Origin of the sequence: Paraburkholderia sp. CNPSo 3076, assembly GCF_026343935.1 — a bacterium.
Taxonomy (GTDB): Bacteria; Pseudomonadota; Gammaproteobacteria; order Burkholderiales; family Burkholderiaceae; genus Paraburkholderia; species Paraburkholderia nodosa.
Genome location: NZ_JAPMAL010000038.1, coordinates 1 through 21476 on the forward strand (window position 1 = coordinate 1; position 21476 = coordinate 21476).

The 21476-nt window shown below is 66.8% G+C and carries 19 protein-coding genes; 14 read left to right on the forward strand and 5 right to left on the reverse strand.

What is annotated here, in order from left to right; translation table 11 throughout:
• A partial coding sequence (locus M3A49_RS34100) for a thioredoxin fold domain-containing protein (protein ID WP_266232865.1) occupies positions 1 to 622 on the forward strand: 622 nt, incomplete at its 5' end.
• Positions 623 to 718: 96 nt separating this feature from the next.
• Here the strand turns inward: M3A49_RS34100 and hemB are convergent.
• Together hemB and yihA are read right to left on the reverse strand one after the other, a co-directional pair.
• Complete coding sequence (hemB, locus tag M3A49_RS34105; RefSeq protein ID WP_266232866.1) at positions 719 to 1717, reverse strand: porphobilinogen synthase; 999 nt, start codon at positions 1715 to 1717, stop codon at positions 719 to 721.
• A 396-nt stretch (positions 1718 to 2113) separates the two neighbouring features.
• The gene (gene yihA, locus M3A49_RS34110) at positions 2114 to 2773 is read right to left on the reverse strand and encodes a ribosome biogenesis GTP-binding protein YihA/YsxC (protein ID WP_254356245.1); all 660 of its coding nucleotides are present in this window, start codon (positions 2771 to 2773) and stop codon (positions 2114 to 2116) included.
• A 237-nt stretch (positions 2774 to 3010) separates the two neighbouring features.
• On the opposite strand from yihA, the gene M3A49_RS34115 reads away from it, so the two are divergent.
• The 5 genes from M3A49_RS34115 (at position 3011) to msrQ (ending at position 9324) form a co-directional block, all read left to right on the forward strand.
• Positions 3011 to 3685 (forward strand): c-type cytochrome, encoded by a 675-nt coding sequence (locus M3A49_RS34115; protein WP_254356244.1) that lies wholly within the window; start codon positions 3011 to 3013, stop codon positions 3683 to 3685.
• A gap of 164 nt (positions 3686 to 3849) precedes the next feature.
• A complete protein-coding gene (locus M3A49_RS34120) occupies positions 3850 to 6087 on the forward strand; it encodes a cytochrome c biogenesis protein ResB (protein WP_266232867.1) in 2238 nt (745 codons plus the stop codon).
• Between the two features lie 46 nt (positions 6088 to 6133).
• Positions 6134 to 7378: a c-type cytochrome biogenesis protein CcsB gene (gene ccsB / locus M3A49_RS34125; RefSeq protein ID WP_254356242.1), complete on the forward strand. Its 1245-nt coding sequence runs from the start codon at positions 6134 to 6136 to the stop codon at positions 7376 to 7378.
• A 206-nt stretch (positions 7379 to 7584) separates the two neighbouring features.
• Positions 7585 to 8586, forward strand: a complete 1002-nt coding sequence (msrP, locus tag M3A49_RS34130; protein WP_266232868.1) for a protein-methionine-sulfoxide reductase catalytic subunit MsrP — start codon at positions 7585 to 7587, stop codon at positions 8584 to 8586.
• 12 nt (positions 8587 to 8598) lie between these two features.
• Positions 8599 to 9324: a protein-methionine-sulfoxide reductase heme-binding subunit MsrQ gene (gene msrQ / locus M3A49_RS34135; protein WP_254356240.1), complete on the forward strand. Its 726-nt coding sequence runs from the start codon at positions 8599 to 8601 to the stop codon at positions 9322 to 9324.
• Positions 9325 to 9401: 77 nt separating this feature from the next.
• On the opposite strand, the gene lysA is transcribed toward msrQ, so the two are convergent.
• Both lysA and lptM read right to left on the reverse strand, forming a co-directional pair.
• The gene (gene lysA, locus M3A49_RS34140; RefSeq protein ID WP_266232869.1) at positions 9402 to 10673 is read right to left on the reverse strand and encodes a diaminopimelate decarboxylase; all 1272 of its coding nucleotides are present in this window, start codon (positions 10671 to 10673) and stop codon (positions 9402 to 9404) included.
• Positions 10674 to 10682: 9 nt separating this feature from the next.
• Entirely contained in the window at positions 10683 to 11042 is a 360-nt protein-coding gene (gene lptM / locus M3A49_RS34145) for an LPS translocon maturation chaperone LptM (protein WP_254356238.1), read from the reverse strand.
• Positions 11043 to 11077: 35 nt separating this feature from the next.
• Between lptM and cyaY the strand changes: the two genes are divergently transcribed.
• Entirely contained in the window at positions 11078 to 11395 is a 318-nt protein-coding gene (gene cyaY, locus M3A49_RS34150; RefSeq protein WP_028206540.1) for an iron donor protein CyaY, read from the forward strand.
• 84 nt (positions 11396 to 11479) lie between these two features.
• On the opposite strand, the gene M3A49_RS34155 is transcribed toward cyaY, so the two are convergent.
• Positions 11480 to 13921: a penicillin-binding protein 1A gene (locus M3A49_RS34155; RefSeq protein WP_266232870.1), complete on the reverse strand. Its 2442-nt coding sequence runs from the start codon at positions 13919 to 13921 to the stop codon at positions 11480 to 11482.
• Between the two features lie 289 nt (positions 13922 to 14210).
• Here M3A49_RS34155 and pilM point away from each other — a divergent pair, with 289 nt between their 5' ends.
• The 7 genes from pilM (at position 14211) to M3A49_RS34190 (ending at position 21473) form a co-directional block, all read left to right on the forward strand.
• Positions 14211 to 15191, forward strand: a complete 981-nt coding sequence (gene pilM / locus M3A49_RS34160; protein WP_266232871.1) for a type IV pilus biogenesis protein PilM — start codon at positions 14211 to 14213, stop codon at positions 15189 to 15191.
• Entirely contained in the window at positions 15188 to 15877 is a 690-nt protein-coding gene (locus M3A49_RS34165) for a fimbrial assembly family protein (RefSeq protein ID WP_266232872.1), read from the forward strand. The genes pilM and M3A49_RS34165 overlap by 4 nt, the downstream gene beginning before the upstream one ends.
• Positions 15874 to 16746, forward strand: coding sequence for a hypothetical protein (locus M3A49_RS34170; RefSeq protein ID WP_266232873.1), 873 nt, complete (start codon positions 15874 to 15876; stop codon positions 16744 to 16746). Before M3A49_RS34165 ends, M3A49_RS34170 begins: the two co-directional genes overlap by 4 nt.
• Positions 16743 to 18368, forward strand: a complete 1626-nt coding sequence (gene pilQ / locus M3A49_RS34175; protein ID WP_266232874.1) for a type IV pilus secretin PilQ — start codon at positions 16743 to 16745, stop codon at positions 18366 to 18368. The genes M3A49_RS34170 and pilQ overlap by 4 nt, the downstream gene beginning before the upstream one ends.
• Positions 18369 to 18499: 131 nt before the next feature.
• On the forward strand, positions 18500 to 19054 hold the full coding sequence (gene aroK, locus M3A49_RS34180) for a shikimate kinase AroK (RefSeq protein WP_028206544.1): 555 nt from the start codon (positions 18500 to 18502) through the stop codon (positions 19052 to 19054).
• Between the two features lie 75 nt (positions 19055 to 19129).
• On the forward strand, positions 19130 to 20212 hold the full coding sequence (gene aroB / locus M3A49_RS34185; protein ID WP_266232875.1) for a 3-dehydroquinate synthase: 1083 nt from the start codon (positions 19130 to 19132) through the stop codon (positions 20210 to 20212).
• Between the two features lie 34 nt (positions 20213 to 20246).
• The gene (locus tag M3A49_RS34190) at positions 20247 to 21473 is read left to right on the forward strand and encodes a deoxyguanosinetriphosphate triphosphohydrolase (RefSeq protein WP_416339071.1); all 1227 of its coding nucleotides are present in this window, start codon (positions 20247 to 20249) and stop codon (positions 21471 to 21473) included.
• Positions 21474 to 21476: the final 3 nt, after the last annotated feature.

The following is a 21476-nucleotide window of genomic DNA, read 5'->3' on the forward strand; positions in this document are numbered from 1 at the left end:
CGCGGCCGCCGCGCTTGGCCTCTTCACGCCGAACTCGGGTGCGGCCAACGTCTGGCGGCGCCTCGGGCGTGGTCTCGGCGCGGCGTTCGCGATCTGGGCCGCGACGCTGATCGTCGGTCTTGCGGCGGGTTCGACCGATCCGCTGCGTCCGCTCGCCGTGCTGGCCGCGCGCGTGGGCGGCGCGAGCGATGTTGCCGCCGCCGGCGCGGCACAGTCCGCGGGCGCCAGCGAAGCGAACGCATTGGTCTTCGCGCCCGTGCGCTCGCCCGCGCAGCTCGACGCGGCGCTGAAGACTGCGGGCAAGCCGTCGATGCTCGACTTCTACGCTGACTGGTGCGTGAGCTGCAAGGAAATGGAGAAGTTCACGTTCAGCGACCCGCGCGTGCAGGCGCGCCTCGCGGAGCTGGGGCTGCTGCGCGCCGATGTGACCGCCAACAATTCGGACGACCAGGCACTGCTCAAGCGCTTCGGCCTCTTCGGACCGCCGGGCATCATCTTCTTCGATACGCAGGGGCGTGAAGTGTTGCGCGTGGTTGGCTACGAGAATGCCGACCGGTTCCTCGCGCGCCTCGATCGCGTGACGACGCCGGCGCCGCAGACGCCGGCAGCGCCATCGGCATGATCGGCGGCATTGCGCGCGCGTGAGAGCGCGCATCGGCCCAAAAGCAAAAAGGCACGTCCTCGGACGTGCCTTTTTTTTATGCGATGCGTGCAGCGCTTACTTCTGTGCGCGCAGCAAACGCGCGGCGTCGAGCGCGAAATACGTGAGAATGCCGTCGGCGCCCGCGCGCTTGAACGCGAGCAGCGATTCCATCATCACCTTGTCGTGATCGAGCCAGCCGTTCTGCGCAGCGGCCTTGAGCATGGCGTACTCGCCGCTCACCTGGTACACGTAGGTCGGAAAGCGGAATTCGTCCTTCACACGGCGCACGATGTCGAGGTAGGGCATGCCGGGCTTCACCATCACCATGTCGGCGCCTTCCTCGATGTCGAGGCGCACTTCGCGCAGCGCCTCGTCGGAGTTCGACGGGTCCATCTGGTAGGTCATCTTGTTGCCCTTGCCCAGATTCGACGCCGAGCCCACGGCGTCGCGGAACGGACCATAGAACGCCGAAGCGTATTTGGCCGAGTACGCCATGATGCGCGTGTGGATGTGGTTTTCGCTTTCGAGCATCTCGCGGATCGCACCGATGCGCCCGTCCATCATGTCCGACGGCGCGACGATATCGACGCCGGCTTCCGCCTGCGCGCGCGCCTGCGCGACGAGGATCTCGATGGTCTCGTCGTTGATGACGTAACCGTTCTCGTCGAGCACGCCGTCCTGGCCGTGGCTCGTGTACGGGTCGAGCGCGACGTCGCAAAGCACGCCGAGGTCGGGGAAACGCTTCTTCAGTTCGCGCACGGCGCGCGGAATCACGCCGTCGGGGTTCGTCGCCTCGATGCCATCGGGCGTTTTGAGCGCCGGATCGACGACGGGGAAGAGCGAAAGCACCGGAATGCCGAGTTCGACGCACTGCTCGGCGACGCCCATCAGCAGATCGATTGACACGCGTTCGACGCCAGGCATCGACGGCACGGGTTCGCGCACGTTGTTGCCCGCAATGACGAATACGGGGTAGATCAGGTCGTTCGTGGTGAGGAGGTTTTCGCGCATCAGACGGCGCGAGAAATCGTCACGTCGCATGCGGCGCGGACGATGATGCGGATAGAAGCTCATGTCGGCGGATATCTTGAAACGGGATGGGTCCCGGAGCACAGGAAACTTTTCGGGACAATGGTATATCATACCGATCGAGCGAGGCGCCTGGCGCCGAGCTCCCCGCTTCTCCTCCCTGAGCGGGTGCCTGTCGTTTTTCGATAAGGCTGTTTAACCCGCCGGAAATTACGGCGGGTTTTTTTATGTGCGCCGAAAGCGCCGTAGCAAGGCCCCGCGGCGCAGACCGGAGAGGGCGCTTGCGCCTGGCATTAGCGTGGTCTGTGTGCGGTAGCGCACATAGCGCGGCGAATGCCGCGCCGGCCTTGTGAAAAGATCTGATGAAAGCGCGTGAAAAGCCCGACAGTGTGGGCTTTTAGACGACTGAGGGCCTGCCTGAAGCGGCTGGCCCGAGGGGTGTTATTCCACTTGCGCGTCGGTTTCGCCGACAGATTCCTGCGGCACGATCCAGCTCTCGATTACGGCGTGCGCCTCGTCGAGCCCCACGCGCTTGAGCGCCGAAAAGAGCTGGGCGCTCAGCTTCCCTTCGTAGCCTTGCTTGCTGTACTCGTCGAACGCCTTGTTCGCCGTGCGCAGCGCGAGCACGCTTTCCTGGCGCGTCAATTTGTCGCACTTCGTGAGGAGTGCATGGATCGGTTTGCCCGTCGGCGCAAACCATTCGATCATGCGGCGGTCGAGGTCGGTGAGCGGGCGGCGGGCATCCATCATCAGGATGAGCCCCGAGAGCTGCGCGCGCGTTTGCAGATAGAGCGAAAGCAGCTGCTCCCAGTGCGCCTTCGCGGCTAACGGGACTTCGGCATAGCCGTAGCCGGGCAGGTCGACGAGATAGCCCGCGGGTTCGTCCGCGGGGCCGACTGAGAAGTAGTTGATATGCTGGGTGCGGCCCGGCGTCTTCGAGGCGAAGGCGAGCCGCTTCTGGTTGCACAGCAGATTGATGGCGGTGGATTTGCCGGCGTTCGAACGGCCGGCGAACGCGACCTCGGGCCGCGCCGTAGCGGGCAGGTCGCGCAGATGGTTCACCGTCGTGAAGAAGCGGGCTTGGTGCAGCAGGAAGGCCATCGGAAAAGGACCACAATGTGAGACAACGCGGCGGGTGGCCCGCCGGGCCCGGACGCGCCCGGGATGGATTCTGGGATATCGGGGGCAGGCCCGACTGGCGCCGTGGCGCCTTGCGCGCTATTGTACAATGCGATGGTTTACTGAATACCAGTGAGGCCAGCGCGGGCCTTCGAGGTAGATCGGTCGCTGTCGTCCATTGCAGAACCTGATTCCCACAAGACGAAACAAGGTGCGCGAATGAATCGACTGGGCAAGTGCTTGAAGGTGTTCGAGAGTGCGATAGCGTCAGGTCTTACAGCAGGTCTATTCATGATGGCGGGGCAGGCAAGCGCGGCGGATCAGGGAACGCCGGCCAAGCCCGACGTCGCCCGGGGGCAAGCCATTGCTGCGCAAGTGTGCGCAGCCTGTCACGCGGCGGACGGCAACAGCACCGGCGGCGCGTATCCCAAGCTCGCCGGCCAGCACGCCGACTATCTCGTCAAGCAACTCAAGGAGTTCAAACCGCAGCCCGGCGGCAAGCCGGCGGCGCGCGCAAACCCGATCATGGCCGGCTTCGCTGCCGCGCTGTCAGACCAGGATATGATCAATGTCGCAGCCTGGTTCGCCTCCCAGACACCCAAACCCGGCTACGCGCGCGACGCGAAGACCGTGCCGTTCGGCCAGTCGATCTGGCGTGGCGGCATCGCCGACAAGGGCGTGCCGGCCTGTGCGGCGTGCCACGGACCCACGGGCCAGGGTATTCCGATCCAGTATCCGCGCCTCTCGGGCCAGTGGTCAGAATATATCGTTGCACAGCTCAATGCTTTCCAGCAGGGCACGCGTAACAATAACGATCCGATGCGAACCATCGCGCACCGGCTCTCGGACGACGAGATCAAGGCCGTCGCCGATTACGCCGCCGGCCTGCATTGAGTGTAATCGGTTTGCCGCGCGTTTGATCAGCAGTTTCACGGCGCGGCCGGCCGGAAAACAAGAAAAGGGTGAGGGCGTCGTCACGCCGACGGCGCGCCTGCACCCTTTTTTGCTGTAGCGCCTGATCGGCGAGAAGCCAGCAAGAGCGATAAAGCGGAGTTTGAATGAGCGTCACCACGCAGGGTTTGCAGTTGAATGTTCGCCAGAAGGCGGTGAAAGTCGCCGTCGAGCTGATCAGTTCGATGCGCTTCGCGATTGCGCTGCTCGTTGTGCTCGCCATTGCGAGCATCATCGGCACGGTGCTCACGCAGGACGACCCGTACCCGAACTACGTCAACCAGTTCGGCCCTTTCTGGGCCGATATCTTCCGCTCGCTGAGCCTCTACACGGTCTACAGCGCGTGGTGGTTCATGACGATCCTCGGCTTTCTCGTGGTGTCGGTCTCGCTGTGCGTGATCCGCAACGCGCCGAAGATGCTCGCCGACATGAAGAGCTGGAAGGACAAGGTCCGCGAAGGCAGCCTGCGCGCGTTCCATCACAAGGGCGAGTTCGCGGTGGAGGGCGGCACGCGTGAGCAAACGGCCGCCGTGCTCGGCAAGCTGGCGGGGCGCATGGGCTACCGGTTCGTCACGCGCGAGAGCGATGGCGCCACGCTCATCGCGGCCAAACGCGGTGCGCTCACGAAGATCGGCTACATCTTCGCGCACCTCGCGATCGTGATCATCTGCCTCGGCGGCCTGCTCGACAGCAATCTGCCGATCAAATTCCAGATGTGGCTGTTCGACAAGACGCCCATTCGCAGCAACGCGGTCATCAACGACATTGCGCCCGAGCACCGGCTCTCGCAGTCGAACCCGACCTTCCGCGGCTACGCCTGGGTGCCGGAGGGCCAGTTCGTTTCCACGGCCATCCTCAACCAGCCCGACGGCTCGCTGATCCAGGACCTGCCGTTCTCCATCCAGCTCAACAAGTTCATCGTCGATTACTACTCGACCGGCATGCCCAAGCTCTTTGCGAGCGATATCGTCGTGATCGACCACAAGACGGGCCAGCGCGTTCCAGCGCGCATCGAGGTGAACGAGCCGTTCGAGTACGACGGCGTGTCGATCTATCAGTCGAGCTTCCAGGACGGCGGCTCGCAGATGTCGATGACGGCGTGGCCCATGTCGGGTGCAAGCGCGAAGAACTTCCCGTTCGGCGGCACGATCGGCAATTCAGCGCCGCTCGCGGTGCCCGCGGGCCAGACGGTGCCGGGCGTGGATGGGCAGACGATCGAATTCGCGGACTTCCGCGCGATCAACGTCGAGAACATCTCGAATGGCAGCGGCGCGAACGACGCGCGCGGCGTGGCGCACCAGTCGCTCAAGGAAGCGTTCGACGAGCGCCTCGGCTCCGGTGCGAAGAGCTCGAAGCCACTCGACCTGCATAACGTCGGCCCTTCGGTGCAGTACAAGGTGCGCGACAAGGACGGCCAGGCGCGCGAGTACAACAACTACATGCTGCCTGTGGACGTGGGCGGCGGCGATCGCATGTTCCTCGCGGGCATGCGCGAGAATCCCGACGATCCGTTCCGCTACCTGCGCATTCCCGCCGACAGCGGCGGCACGCCGAAGGAGTGGATGACGCTGCGCGCGGCCTTCGAGGACCCCGCATTGCGCGCGCAGGCCGCGAAGCGTTTCGCCACGCGCTCAGTCCCCGCTTCGAACCGCGAGTTGCAACAGCATCTCGCGGACAGCGCCGAGCGCGTCTTGACCCTTTTCGCGGGCTCGGACGCACCGCAGGCAGGTGCTGCGGGGGCTGCAGGTGCCGCAGGCGGCTTCCAGGCCGTGGCCGCGTTCATCGACAAGTCGGTGCCGAAGGAGCAGCAGGAAAAGGCGGCGAGCCTGCTGCTGCGCATGCTCGAGGGTGCGACTTGGGACCTCTGGCAGCTCGCGCGCGAGCAGGCAGGCGAGCCCGACCTGAAGCCCGATGCCGACGCCGCGCGCTTCGTACAGGATTCGATCAACGCGATATCCGACAGCTTCCTGTATGGATCTCCTGTCTATCTACAGCTCGATTCATTCAAGCAGGTGCAAGCTTCGGTATTTCAGTTGACGCGCGCGCCGGGCAAGAAAGTCGTGTATCTTGGCAGCCTGTTGCTCGTGCTCGGCATCTTCTCGATGTTCTACGTGCGTGAGCGGCGTCTGTGGTTCTGGCTGAAGGACCGGAAGGGTCAGGACGGTCAGGACCACGGCGTCGACGTCATCATGGCGATGTCGACCGCCCGCCGTACCCTCGACTTCGAGAAGGAGTTCGCCCGTACCCGCGACGCGGTCGGCCGTGTGCTGGGCGCGGCGCCGCAAACGGGCGCCACGAACGATGCGGGCGACACGAACGGCAGCGGCACGGACCGTGCGCCCTGATTCACGCACGTGATTGCAGCCACTCACGATCAACATCGGTAAGCCCATGGACTTGTCTCAGGTTTCCTCCTCCGCGAAGGCCCGGCGCGCCGAACGTGCGCTGGTGGCCAATGCCGCTGTGGCGCACGGCGCCGCGAGTGCCCGCGATCCCCTCGCCGACGCCCTGTTCGACGAACGCCCCTTCCTGCGCCGCCTGACGGTGGTCGACTGGCTGTTCGCGCTGGCGCTCGTGGCGGGCGCGGGCTTCGCGCTCTCGCGCTACCACGCGCACATGAACTATTACGACAAGCTGGTGCTCGGCGGTACGACGCCGGCGCTCGTCGTACTGGGCTGGCGCTGGAAGCCAGCGCGGCTGCTCATGGCCGGCATCGCGGTGCTCGCACTTTTCGCGCTCCAGATCTACCAGGGCGACCTCGCGCGCGCGGATCAGGCGTTCTTCCTCAAGTATTTCCTGTCCAGCCAGTCGGCCATTCTGTGGATGAGCGCGCTGTTCGTGCTCGCCACGCTGTTCTACTGGATCGGCCTGCTCTCTCGCTCGCCCTCGGGCGGCTCGATCGGCTCGAAGCTCACGTGGGCGGCGGTGCTCATGGGCTTCGTCGGCCTGATGGTGCGCTGGTACGAGTCCTACCTCATCGGCGCGGACGTCGGGCACATTCCCATCTCGAACCTCTACGAAGTGTTCGTGCTGTTCAGCCTCATCACCGCGCTCTTCTATCTGTATTACGAAAAGCACTACAACACGCGTGCGCTCGGCGCGTTCGTGCTGCTCGTGATCAGCGCGGCGGTGGGTTTCCTCATGTGGTACTCGATCTCGCGCGACGCGCAGCAGATCCAGCCGCTCGTGCCCGCACTGCAGAGCTGGTGGATGAAGATCCACGTGCCGGCGAACTTCATCGGCTACGGCAGCTTCGCGCTTTCGGCCATGGTGGGCGTGGCGTACATCATGAAGGAGCGCGGCGTGCTGGCGGATCGTCTGCCCGCGCTCGAGGTGCTCGACGACGTCATGTACAAGTCGATCGCCGTGGGTTTCGCCTTCTTCACCATCGCGACCATTCTCGGCGCACTGTGGGCGGCGCAGGCCTGGGGCGGCTACTGGAGCTGGGACCCGAAGGAAACCTGGGCGCTGATCGTGTGGCTCAACTACGCGGCCTGGCTGCATATGCGCCTCATGAAGGGCCTGCGAGGCGGCGTGGCGGCCTGGTGGGCGCTGACGGGTCTACTTGTCACGACCTTCGCGTTCCTTGGCGTGAACATGTTCCTTTCGGGCCTGCACAGTTACGGGAAGCTGTAACCGAATCCGCTCTCAAGACGAATTAACCGTCGGATGCCTCGCGCTCCGACGGTTTTTTTTCGCCCGCCGGGAAGTTTTCTGCGAATTGCGCGTTTGCCCGCTTGAGGTCATCCAGTCGATCCATGTCGTGCACAGCACGGCAGGACGGGTCGAGATACGATCAATGTGCTGGCGGCGCACGCCACGCAAGAAGCAGGAGCAGCGATATGTGGATCAAGCGGAGCAGCAGGATCTTGCTCAACGGTGACGACATCCCCGCGAGCGAAATCACGCCGCAAACGGTGTACGAACAGCGTCGGCGCATTCTGCGGGCTGCGGGCGCGCTCGCGCTCGGCGGCATCGCGGGGCCGTTCAGTGCAACGCAGGCGCTTGCGGAATACGCCCCCGGCGACCCGAAGGCGCAGAAGCTCGCCGCGCAGACGAACACGAAGTTCGTCGCGCTCGACAAGGTCACGCCCTACAAGGACATCACGACCTATAACAACTTCTACGAATTCGGCACCGACAAGGGCGATCCGGCTCAAAACGCGCACACGCTGCGGCCGCGTCCGTGGAAGCTGAGCGTCGAGGGCGAGGTGAAGAATCCGAAGGTCTATGACATCGACGAGATCCTCAAGCTCGCGCCGCTCGAAGAGCGCGTGTACCGGCATCGCTGTGTGGAGGGCTGGTCGATTGTCGTGCCGTGGATCGGTGTTTCGCTTTCCGAACTGATCCGCCGTGCGCAGCCCACGGGCAACGCGCGCTACGTGCAGTTCATCACGCTCGCCGACCCCTCGCAAATGCCGGGCCTCGCCGAGCCGATTCTCGACTGGCCGTATTCCGAAGGCCTGCGCATGGACGAAGCGATGAACCCGCTCACGCTGCTCACGGTCGGGCTCTACGGCCAGGTGCTTCCGAACCAGAACGGCGCGCCCGTGCGCGTGATCGTGCCGTGGAAGTACGGCTTCAAGAGCGCGAAGTCGCTGGTGAAGATCCGCTTCGTCGCGAACCAGCCGCCCACGAGCTGGAACAAGTACGCGCCGAACGAGTACGGCTTTTATTCGAACGTGAATCCGAACGTCGATCACCCGCGCTGGAGCCAGGCCACGGAGCGGCGCATCGGCGAGGACGGCTTCTTCCAGCCCAAGCGCAAGACACTCATGTACAACGGCTACGGCGACCTCGTCGCGTCGATGTATCAGGGCATGGATCTGCGCAAGAACTTCTGAGCAACGAGCTTGATGGAGCGAGAGATGGAATCGACGACGACACCGCAGGCCGCCGCGCGCGTGGGGGCGGGGCAGACGCGTCCTGCGCGAAAGGCCGGTGCGGCGAGCGTGACGGGCCCGCGCTGGCTGCCGTGGGCGAAGGCGGCGGTGTTCGTCGCGGCGTTGTATCCGCTCGCGCGCCTCGTGCTGTTCGGCTTCACAGACGGGCTCGGTGCGAATCCGATCGAGTTCATCACGCGGTCCACGGGCCTGTGGACGCTGGTGTTCCTCTGCATCACGCTTGCGGTCACGCCGCTGCGACGACTCACGGGCTGGAATACGCTGATCCGCTTTCGGCGCATGCTGGGCCTCTTCGCGTTTTTCTACGCGACGCTGCACTTCACGACCTACATCTGGTTCGACAAGTGGTTCGACGTCGCCGCGATGTTCAAGGACGTGGGCAAGCGGCCGTTCATCACGGTGGGTTTCGCGGCGTTCGTGCTGCTGATTCCGCTCGCCGTGACGTCCACGCGCGCGATGGCGCGTCGGCTCGGACGCCGCTGGCAGACGCTGCATCGGCTCATCTACGCGATCGGCGTGCTGGCGATCCTGCACTTCTGGTGGATGAAGGCGGGCAAGCACGACCTCGTGCTGCCCAAGCTCTACGGCGCGATCATGCTGGCGCTGCTCGGCTGGCGCGTGGCCGTGTGGCTGCTTGCGCGCTGGCGTGCTTCGCGCGCGGGTGCGCGCGCCGCGTAGGTACACCGCGCGCAGGCAGGCAAATAAAAAGCGACGCCGTGGCGTCGCTTTTTTACATGGGCGAGCGGACGAAAGACTCAGTCCGGCAGCACGCGCTCGCTCGCGAACAACTGCGCCACGTTTTCGCGCTCGCGCGCGAGATGTACGCGCTTGCCGTCGACCATCACTTCGGCCGCGCGCGCACGCGTGTTGTAGTTCGAGCTCATTACGAAGCCGTATGCGCCCGCGGAGCGGATCGCGAGCACGTCGCCCGGTTCGATCGCGAGCGAGCGGGCGCGGCCCAGCCAGTCGCCGCTTTCGCACACTGGGCCGACCACGTCGTAGGTCTGCGGCGCGGACTGACGCGCAACGACTGGTTCCATCGCGTGATACGCGTCGTACATGGCCGGACGGGCGAGGTCGTTCATTGCGGCGTCGACGATCGCGAAGTTCTTTTCCGAGCCCGGCTTCAGGAACTCGACCGTGGTGAGCAGGATGCCCGCATTGCCCACGAGGGAGCGGCCCGGCTCGAAGTACACCTCGCGCGTCTTGCCCGTTTTCGCGCCGTACGCCTCGATGTGGTCGAGCACCGCGCGCACGAACTCGCCGATGTCGGGCGGCGTTTCGTCGTCGTAGGTGATGCCGAGGCCGCCGCCCACGTCGATGTGGCGGATACTCACGCCGTCCGCTTCGATCTGGTCGACGAGTTCGAGCAGCTTGTCGATGGCGTCGAGATACGGCGCGATTTCGGTGATCTGCGAGCCGATGTGGCAGTCGATGCCGACCACGTCCAGGTGCGCCATGGCCGCGGCGGCGCGATAGGTCGCGCGCGCTTCCTCGAATGCCACGCCGAACTTGTTCGCCTTCAGGCCGGTGGAAATGTACGGATGCGTTTTCGGATCGACGTCCGGGTTCACGCGCAGCGAAACTGGCGCCTTCTTGCCGAGCTTGCCCGCCACGTCGTTGAGGCGGTCGAGTTCAGGGATCGATTCGACGTTGAAGCACTTCACGCCCGCTTCGAGCGCCTCGCGCATTTCGCCGGCGGTCTTGCCGACGCCCGAGAACACCACGTCCTGCGCTTTACCGCCTGCCGCGAGCACGCGGGCGAGCTCGCCTGCCGAAACGATGTCGAAGCCCGCGCCTTCGCGCGCGAACACGTTGAGCACGGCGAGGTTGCTGTTCGCCTTGACCGCGACGTGCACCTTGGCGCGGCGGCCGGCGCAGGCGTCGGCGTAGGCGTGCCATGCGGCGGTGAGCGCCGCGCGCGAATACACATAGAGCGGCGTGCCGTACTGTTTGGCGAGATCTGCGGCCGAGACGCCTTCTACGAAGAGCGTGCCGTTATCGCGGTGAAAAGCGGACTGGGTCATGCGAGCGTTTTACTGGGTTGGCGTGGCGTCGGAAGCCGCTTGCGGGCTGCCGGTGGTCGCGGGTGTGGTGCCGAGTTCGGTGTCCGGGGACAACGAGAGCGGCGTGCCGGAGGTGTCCGGAATCGTGCCGACGGGCGCCGAAGCCGACTCGGGAGCACTCGCGGGCGCGCTTGCAGGCGTCGCGCCGGTTTCCGGCTGCGTGGTTTCGAAATTGGGCTTGGGCGGAAGCGGCGGCACGGTGGGCATATAGAGCGCGCCGCGCTGGCCGCAGCCTGCGAGCGTGACGGCGCCGATCGCAAAAGCCGCTAAAATCGCGCGGGGCGTCCATGCGCTGGGGGCCGCTGCGCGCGTCCGGAAAATGACACGCATAATTGTCCCTGAATGAATAACCGGTGGAGTTTAGCATGCCAGACAATGACTACCTGAGCCGCGCGGAGGCCGTGCTGGCGGCCGTGGAGCGGGCCGTGGACGAGGCCGAAGCGGACATCGAACTGGAGCGCAGCGGCAACGTTCTGACGCTCGAATTCGAGAATCGCACGAAGATCATCGTGAACTTGCAGCCGCCGATGCGCGAAATCTGGATCGCGGCGAAGGCTGGCGGTTTCCACTATCGCTTCATCGACGGCGAATGGCGCGACACGCGCACAGGCACCGAATTCTTCTCGGCGCTCACGGCCTATGCAACGGAGCAGGCGGGCGAGCCGGTGCGGTTCGAGCCGTAAACGCGCAAGCGTGAGTTCGGAAAATAAATGGGCGCCAATCGAAAGACTGGCGCCCATTTATCATTGCCACCGCTGCGGCGAGCGTCAGTGCCCGCGGAACAGGTTCATGATGTCTTCCTTCTCCTTCGCATTCACGTGCTCCGGCGTGGGTGTGGTGCCCGCATCGGCGCCACCCGCGCCCGATGCGCCGCTCGCCGACGCCTCGAGCGCCGCCTGACTGATGCCCACGGTCGAGACGAAGCCGTGGCCCGGCGTGGCGTCGGCGTAGTAGAGCTCGTCGCCGAGCGTGACGATGCCGTCCGGCATCGCCATCCTGTACTCGGGCATGCCGTTGAGCGCCTTCTGCATGTAGTCGATCCAGACCGGCAGCGCGAGACCGCCGCCCGTTTCCTTGTCGCCGAGGCTGCGCGGGTTGTCGTAGCCGATCCACGCGATCGCGGCCAGCGTGTGCTGAAAGCCCGCGAACCACGCGTCGCGCGAGTCGTTGGTCGTGCCGGTCTTGCCGCCCAGGTCGGTGCGCTTGAGGACGTTCGACTTCGCGCCCGTGCCGCGCTGCGCGACGCTCTGCAACAGGCTGTTCATGATGTACGCGTTACGCGGGTCGATGGCGCGCGGCGCGTTCTGCTCGGCCACGAGCGGCTGCGCCTGGGCGACCACCATGCCGCGCTGGTCGGTGACCTCGGCGATCAGATACGGATTCACGCGATACCCGCCGTTGGCGAACACCGAGTAGCCGGCGGCCATCTGCAACGGCGTGACGAGACCCGCGCCGAGCGCCATCGGCAGGTAGGCGGGATGCCGGTCGGCGTCGAAGCCGAAGTGCGTGATGTACTGCTGCGCGTACTTCGTGCCGATGTGGTTGAGGATACGGATCGACACGAGATTCTTCGACTTCATGAGCGCCGTACGCATGCTCATGGGGCCGTCGAAGCCGCCGCCGTAGTTCTTCGGCTCCCACGGCTGGCCGCCCGTTTCGGCGGCGCTGAAGAAGAGCGGCGCGTCGTTGATGACGGTCGCCGGCCCGAGCCCCTTGTCGAGCGACGCCGAGTAGATGAACGGCTTGAAGCTCGAACCCGGCTGACGCCACGCCTGGGTGGCGTGGTTGAACTTGTTCTTGTTGAAGTCGAAGCCGCCCACGAGCGCGCGGATCGCGCCGTCTTGCGGCACGATCGAGATGAACGCGCCTTCGATTTGCGGCAGCTGCGTGATCGACCACTCGCCCGCGTTGTTGCGCGCGACGCGGATGATCGCGCCCGGCCGGATCTTCTGCGACGGCTGCGCGCGCGCGGAGAGCGCGAACTGCGCGAAGCGCAGCCCGTCGCCGGTGATGCTCGTGGTGTTGCCGTCCATGAGGGTGGCTTTCACTTCCTTCGGGCTCGCCGCCGTCACCACTGCCGCCACGAGTTCGCCGTTGTCGGGGTGCTCGACGAGCGCGTCGTCGATGGCCTGCTCGCGCTCGTCGCTGTCCGTGGGCAGGTCGATGAACGCCTCGGGCCCGCGGTAGCCGTGGCGCCGCTCGTAGTCCATCAGCCCCTTGCGCAGCGCGCGATAGGCGACGTCCTGATCGGCGGAGTCGATGGTGGTGACGACGTTCAGTCCGCGCGTGTACGCCTCTTCGTGGTACTGCGCGTACATCATCTGGCGCACCATTTCCGCGACGTACTCGGCGTGGACGCTGAATTCCTTGCCCGCGCCCTTGACGACGAGCGGCTGCGCCGCAGCCTCGTCGTACTGCTGCTGCGTGATGTAGTGCAGCTCGAGCATGCGCTGGAGAATGTACTCCTGGCGCACCTTCGCCCGCTTCGGATTGACGACCGGGTTGTAGGCCGACGGCGCCTTGGGCAACCCGGCCAGCATCGCGCACTCGGCGAGCGTGAGGTCTTTCAGATCCTTGCCGAAGTACACGCGCGCGGCGCTCGCGAAGCCATACGCGCGCTGGCCCAGATAGATCTGATTCATGTACACCTCGAGAATCTGATCCTTCGAGAGCTTCGACTCGATCTTGTAGGCGAGCAGCATCTCGTAAATCTTGCGCGTGTAGGTCTTTTCGCTCGAAAGGAAGAAGTTGCGCGCCACCTGCATGGTGATCGTGCTGGCGCCCTGGGTGGCGTGGCCATTGGTCAGCGCGACGAAGCCCGCGCGCGCGATGCCGGCGAGATCGACGCCGCCGTGATCGTAGAAGCGCGCGTCTTCGATGGCCAGAATGGCCTTCTTGAGGTTGTCGGGCACGTCCTTGAAATGGACGACGTCGCGCCGCTCCTCGCCGAATTCGCCGATCAGCACGTGGTCGCGCGTGTAGATGCGCAGCGGCACCTTCGGACGATAGTCGGTGAGCGCCTCGAGCGACGGCAGGTTGGGCGTCGCCACGACGAGCGCGTAGCCGAGCACCAGCGCCACGCAAACCACGCCGGCGAAGATGAGGCCGAAAAAGGCGATCAGCAGCGTGGCCCACCACGGGCGCTTGCGCCGCCGGGGCGGCTCGGGCGGGGTGGAAGGCGGTACGGACGAAGGAAGCTGATCTTGCATACGAACACCAGAAAAACGGTCCCGCGATTATAGCCGCCGCTCGCCCGCTGGCTTTCGAGATGCTTACATGGACGGCGCATGCGAGCACGCAACCCGTTATTTCTGTCGACGCTTTTGCTGACGCTTATTGCTGATATTCGCACTGTAGACGCGCCCCTCGCGCGTGGATAGCGCTGGCGGCGACCGTTGGCCGTTCGGCCGAGTATTCGTGCGCCGCCCCGGTTCGCACAATTTCTCTATCGACGCGCTGCGAACGGTTCGTGGCGCACGGACGTACGGGAGGGATGCGATGGGTTTCGGGAATCCGCTGTTGTTGGGCGCTCGCCGTTTTGCCGCGGGTGTGGATTTAAGCGCGCGCGGGGTCACGCTGGCGGTGTTGAGCCAGCGCATTGTCGGGGCGGGGCCGGTCCGCCTCGAATGGCTGGCGAGCGCGCCGCTCGCGCGCGAGGCGCTCGCCGGCGCGGAGATCGTCGACCGGGCGGCCATCGTCGCGGCGCTTCGCAGCGTGTTTGGCGAGTTGCCGCGCGCCAGCGCCGCGGCGTCGCTGCGGTGTGCCATGGCGCTGCCCACGAGCGCGACGCTCGTCGCGACCGTGCCGCTCGCGCGTCTTGCACCGGCGGGTGCGATGGACGAGTCGGGTATTCACGCGGCGCTCGAGCCGCTCGTGCTGGCGGAGGCGGAACGCGTGGCGGGCGTGGAGCGCGGCGAGCTGGCGGTCGACTGGAGCGTGCTGCCGGCCACGCCGCGCAGCCACGAAGCGCAGGTGACGATCGCGGCGACGGCGCGGCAGCATCTCGAAGCGCGCATCGAGTGTGCGGCCATGGCCGGCATCACGCTGTGCGCCGTGGACGGCGAGGCGCACGCCGCGTTGCGCGCCATGCGGCACGCGGCGGTGTACGAGTTGCCGCCGCACGAACCCTGGGTGGCGATCTGGGTCGGCCCGGAAGGCGTGCACGGCTGGTTGCTCGTCGACGACTCGGTCATCCGGCACATGCGCTTTCCCGCGCTCGAACATGCCGATCTCGTGGAGGCGTTGCGCGACCTCGTCGACGGCGAGCAGGCCGGCTGCGTGCAGGTCTCGGGCGAGCTTGCCATGCTGCGCGGCGCGAACTTCACGATGGCCGACATCGGCGACGTGCTGGGCGCGCCAGTGCTGCCGTTCGAATGCGCACCGCTGGCCGACATCGAGTGGCCGCTCGCAGCGACGCTGTTGCATGATCCGGCGTGCGCGGTGGCGTTCGGACTCGCGTTGCGCGGGGTGGCGGAATGACGCTCGCGCGCGCCGTGCGCGTATTGCCGGGCCGGGCCGTCGGCGGATTCAATTTGCTGCCGTGGCGGCGGCGCGCGATCCGCAGGCGGCGTTGCTGGCGCCTGCTCGAATGGGGCGCCGCCGTGCTTGGCGGGTGCGCGTGCGCGCTGGGTGTCGTGCTTTGGCAGCGCGTCGAATGCAGCGCGCTCGAGTCTCGGCGCGAGGCGCTGGAACGGCCGCTGGCGCAGTGGCGCACGCCGCTCGCCGAGGCGCAGCGCCTCGTGCGGGAGAGCGAAGCGCGGCGCGCCGGCGATCGACTGGCCCGGCAGCACGCGCGGGCAACGGCGCGCTTTTTTGCCCTCGCGGACGCGTTGGCAAGCGACCCTCTGCCGGGCGTCGGCTTGCAGCAACTCGCGCAGTCCGCCGATGAAACCGATCTGCAGGCGAGCGCGGCGGACGAATCGGCGGCTGCGGCGTGGCTCGGACGGCTGCGCTCGCTGCCCGATGTCGAGGCCGTGAGCGTGCGCGAACTCAAGCGCGGCGCGCCGGCTGGCGCTGCACGCGGGAGCGCGCCCGGCGGCGAGCCGATTCGCGTGGCGGCTCATCTCGTCTGGCAAGGCGCGAGCACCGTGCCGCGGGCCGGCGCACCGCGAGCGCACGAGGTGCCGCGAGCGTCGAGCGGCGTCGCAGCGAAGGAGGCGACATGAGCACGATGCCTGCGCACGCTGGACAGGAGCGGGCGCTCGTTTCGGCTCAGTCAGGCGCGGGCAACGCATTGCGCGGGTGGCCGCCGCTGCACGCATGGGGTACGCGCCGCCGCCAGGCTGTCGCGTTGACGATTGCTGTGCTCGCTCTCGCCACCGCGAGCGGCGCGTGCATCGTCGGGGATCCGCTTGGTGTGCATGCAGCGCGCGCCGCGCTGGAAGCCGCTCAAAGGCGCTACGGCGACGCCCGGCAAGTCCTGGCGCGCCTGCCCGCGCTGCGCGAAGCCGCGGCACGAACGACTTCGCGTGCGCCGCGTGCGGGCAATTCCGCCGACGACATTCGCCGCACCTCGCAACTCGCCGCGCAATCGGGCCTCGTGCTGCATGCGCTGGAGCCAGGCGTCGCGGGCGGCGCGCAAGCCGAGGCGTTCCGGTCGATCAAGCTGGTCGCGCAAGGCAGCTTCGCGCAACTGCGCGGACTGCTCGAAGGGTTGGCGCGCGAGCCGGCGCTCACGGTGCCATTCGAGCTGGCAATCCGGCGCATCGGAACCGGCTTGTCGGTCTCGGCAACATTGCGTGTGTACGATGCGCTTCCCGCCGTGCCGCTGGCGGCAGCTCCCGCAGCGGCGGCTCGCGATCCCTTCACTCATGCGGCTGCGGCCGGGAGGGCGGAAGACGGGTGGCGTCTTGCCGGCATCCTCCAGGATCGGCAGCGCATCCTCGCGCTCGTGGAGACGCCCGAGGGCGTCGTGACCGCGCAGGCGGGCGAGGCGATCGGCGACGCTCGCGTGCTGGCAATCGGGCCGGCGCGGGTCGTCGTCGCGGCAGGTGGGACGACGCGCGCGCTCGGCTGGGCGGAGCCGGCGAAATGAGCGCGCTCAAGTGGAACGTTGCTGCACTCGCCGCGTTGATGGTGAGCGTCGCCGCGTGCGCTGCATGGGCCGCGGTGCCGTCGCCTCGACCAGGGTGGGCACGTTCGCCGGCGCCGCTCGCGCGCTACGAAGTGCCGCCGTTGCCCGATGGGGCGGGGGAGCCCGCAGTAAATCAGTGGGTCGCCAATCCGTTCATGGGTGGCAGCGATGCCCCAACGCCCGAAGTCGCGCCCGGGGACGTTTCGCGGGCAGACGCGAACGGCGACGCTGGCGTGTCCCAACGCGCCGCCCCGCCTACGCGCGATCCCGGCAGCGACGCGCCAGCGGCTGGGCCGCTCGAAGGGCCGCCCGTACCCATGCGCGCGCCGATGCGCCTCGGCGACACCGCGGCAGCAAACGATGGCTTGCCGCCAGACCGGCCGATCACGCTCAACTTCCAGCGCGCTGAACTCACGGCCGTTCTGCACGCGTTCGCCCAGTTCACGAAGCTCAATATCGTCGCAAGCGAGCGTGCGCGTGGCCAGGTGACGTTGCGCCTCGACCGCGTGCCGTGGCGTACCGCGTTCGACTTGCTGCTGGAGGCAAACGGCCTTGCGATGTCGCGCATCGGCGACGTGATCTGGGTCGCGGCCGCCGCGGAGGTGGCGGCGCGCGAGCGGCAGCGTTATGAAGCGCACGCCCGGGCCACGGAGCTGGAGCCGCTCGCGAGCCGCTCGTTCGAGTTGCAATACGCACGCGCCGAGGATGTGCGCCGCTTCCTGACCGGCTCGGGCACACAGCGCGCACTGTCGAAGCGCGGCACGGCGGTGGCGGACGCGCGCACGAACCTCCTGTTCGTCACCGACCTGCCGGCGCGACTCGACCAGATCGGCGAACTCGTGTGGCGGCTCGACGCGCCCGCGCGTCAGGTGCTGATCGAGGCCCGCATCGTCGAGGGAGAGGAGGGGCTATCGCGCGAGCTGGGCGTACGTCTTGGCGTGACGCCGGTAAACGTGGACGGCACGACGGCCCGCGGCTTGACCACCAGAGCCGACGGCACGGTGTACGACCTCGCGGCGGGCCCGATCTCCGGCTTCGAGGCCGCAGGCCTTGGGCTGACGTTGCTGGCCGCGCGCGCCACGCGCCTGCTCGACATCCAGTTGAGCGCGCTCGAGGCCGAGGGGCGCGGGCGCGTGGTGTCGAGTCCGCGCGTCGTCACCGCCGACCGCACGAAGGCCGTCGTCGAGCAGGGCACCGAGCTGCCATATCAGGCCAAGGTCGGGCAGGGCGTTTCGGGCGTACAGTTCCGGCGCGCCAGCCTGAAACTCGAAGTCGAGCCGCAGATCACACCCGATGGCCGCGTGATACTCGACCTCGATGTGGCGAAGGACAGTGTCGGCGAGCAAACGGCCGCCGGGCCTGCGATCAACACCAAACACGTGCAGACGCGCGTTGAAATCGAGGACGGCGGGACGGTCTCGATTGGCGGCATCGACGCGACGGATGACCGCGATGATGTGACGCGCGTGCCACTCCTGGGCAAAATACCGGTTCTGGGCGCGCTTTTTTCGCACCGCGCGCACCGGGATAAGCGCAGCGAGCTGGTGGTTTTCATCACGCCGCGTGTCGTGGAGTCAAATTGACCCTCATTGATCGGGCGAACCGGCCGCAAGCGGGCAGCCGCATGCTTGCGGGGCCGGAACGACGGGGCCGCAGGCTCGACAACGCCGCCGCTTTGCCAGTAAGCTGCGGCACCAACCTTTCGTAGGAATCGCTGCAAGTGCGGGACGCAAACGCCAATGTATTTTTCGTAGGGCTCATGGGCGCCGGCAAGACGACCGTGGGCCGGGCGGTCGCGCGCCGGCTGGAGCGTCCGTTCTTCGACTCCGATCACGAGATCGAGGCGCGCACGGGCGCGCGCATCCCGGTGATCTTCGAACTCGAAGGCGAAGCGGGCTTTCGCGACCGCGAGGCCCAGATGATCGAAGAGCTCACGGGGCGCGAAGGCATCGTCCTCGCGACCGGCGGCGGCGCGGTGCTGCGACCCGAGAATCGCGCGGCGCTCAAGGCGCGCGGCTTCGTCGTATATCTGCGCGCGCATCCGCACGACCTGTGGCTGCGCACGCGGCGCGACAAGAATCGTCCGCTCCTGCAAACCGAAGACCCCAAGGCGCGGCTCGAAGCGCTGTACGAAGTACGCGACCCGCTGTATCGCGAAATCGCGGATTTCGTGATCGAAACGGGCCGGCCTTCCGTCAACGGACTCGTCAACATGGTGCTGATGCAGCTCGACATGGCCGGCGTCGTGCGGGCCACGGCGCGCGAGTAGGGCGCAGGTCGCGCAGTAGGTCGCGTAGTGAGTCGTGCAGCAGGCAGCGCATCGGAAACCCACAAGATTCAGAGCATGATTACCGTCAATGTCGAACTGGGCGACCGCGCCTACCCCATCCATATCGGCTCCGGCCTGATCGGTCAGACGGCGCTCTTCGCGCCCCATATCGCCGGCAAGTCGGTGACGATCGTGACGAACACCGTCGTCGACCCACTCTACGGCGAGACGCTGCGCGCCGCCCTCGCGCCGCTCGGCAAGGACGTCAACACGGTGGTGCTGCCCGATGGCGAGGCGCACAAGAACTGGGAAACGCTCAACGAGATCTTCGACGCGCTGCTCACCTCGCGCGCCGACCGCAAGACCACGCTCATCGCGCTGGGCGGCGGCGTGACGGGCGACATGACGGGCTTCGCGGCCGCCTGCTACATGCGCGGCGTGCCGTTCATCCAGGTGCCGACCACGCTGCTTTCGCAGGTCGATTCGTCGGTGGGCGGCAAGACGGGCATCAATCATCCGCTCGGCAAGAACATGATCGGCGCGTTCTACCAGCCGCAGGCCGTGATCGCCGATATCGGCGCGCTTGCCACGCTGCCCGAGCGCGAGCTGGCGGCGGGCGTTGCCGAGGTCATCAAGACCGGCGCGATTGCCGACGCCGAATTCTTCGACTGGATCGAAGCCAACGTCGAATCGCTCAACCGCTGCGAGCCCGAAGCGCTCGCGCATGCGGTCAAGCGCTCGTGCGAGATCAAGGCATCGGTTGTGGCCGCCGACGAGCGCGAGGGTGGCCTGCGCGCCATCCTCAACTTCGGCCATACGTTCGGCCATGCAATTGAGGCCGGGCTCGGCTACGGCGAGTGGCTGCACGGCGAGGCGGTGGGTTGCGGCATGGTGATGGCGGCGGATCTCTCGGTGCGCATGGGCATACTGGACGAAGCCTCGCGCACGCGCCTCGTGCGCGTGGTCGAGGCCGCGAAGCTGCCGGTGCGTGCGCCCGCGCTCGGCGCCGAACGCTACGTCGAGCTGATGCAGGTCGACAAGAAGGCCGAGGGCGGGGCGATCAAGTTCATCCTGCTCAAGCGCTTTGGCGAGACGCACATCGGCCGCGCGCCCGACGAAGCCGTGCAGGCCACGCTCGCCGCCGCGACGCAGAACTGAGGCGGCGCCGGCAACAACCCCTTGCGGAGGAACGGTGAGCGACACCCGCAGCGATAACCGCAGTGATCCCCGTAGTGTTCAGGAAGGTAGCGACGCGCATGGCGGCGACGCCAGCGCCGCGCTGGTCGCGTCATTCGAGGCGGGCCTCGCGCCTTACGCGGCGCACGCCTCGCGCTCGCGCGGGCGGCGCTTTCCCGAGCCGCCGCCCGCCGCGCGCAGCGAGTTCCAGCGCGACCGCGACCGCATCGTCCATTCCACGGCGTTTCGCCGACTCGAGTACAAGACCCAGGTGTTCGTGAATCACGAGGGCGATCTCTTTCGCACGCGGCTCACGCACAGCCTGGAAGTCGCGCAGATCGCCCGCTCGGTCGCCCGCAACCTGCGCGTGAACGAAGATCTGGTCGAGGCGATCTCGCTCGCCCACGACCTCGGCCATACGCCGTTCGGCCATGCGGGCCAGGACGCGCTCAACGAGTGCATGCGCGAGCACGGCGGCTTCGAGCACAATCTCCAGAGCCTCGCGGTCGTGGACGAGCTCGAAGAGCATTACGGCGCGTTCGACGGCCTGAACCTGTGCTTCGAGACGCGCGAAGGCATTCTCAAGCACTGTTCGCGCGAGCATGCGCGGCATCTGGGCGATCTGGGCGAGCGTTTTCTGCTCGGCCGGCAGCCGTCGATCGAAGCGCAGATCGCCAACATCGCCGACGAAATCGCCTACAACAACCACGACGTCGACGACGGCTTGCGCTCGGGTCTGCTCGCCATCGAGCAGCTCGCCGAGGTCGAACTCTGGCAAACGCACTACGATGCCGCACGCGCCGAATATCCGCAGATCGAGGGCCGCCGGCTGGTTCACGAGACTGTGCGGCGCATCATCAACACGCTGATCGTCGATCTGATCGGGCAGACGCGGCGCAATCTCGCCGAGTGCGCGCCGCAGTCGCTCGACGACGTGCGCGCGGCGCCTGCGCTCGTCGCGCACAGCGAGCGTGTGGCCGCGCAGGCGGCTGCGCTCAAACGCTTCCTCTACCGCAACCTGTACCGCCACTACCGCGTGATGCGCATGGCCAACAAGGCGCGGCGCGTGGTGAAGGGGCTGTTCGAGGCGTTCAGCGAAGACTCGCGCCTGTTGCCGCCGCCGTACCAGACGCAGGACGCCGCCGTGCAGCCGCGGCTGATCGCGCATTACATCGCGGGCATGACCGACCGCTATGCCCTGAAGGAGTACCGCCGTCTCTTCGTCGTCGCCGGCGACGTTTGACGG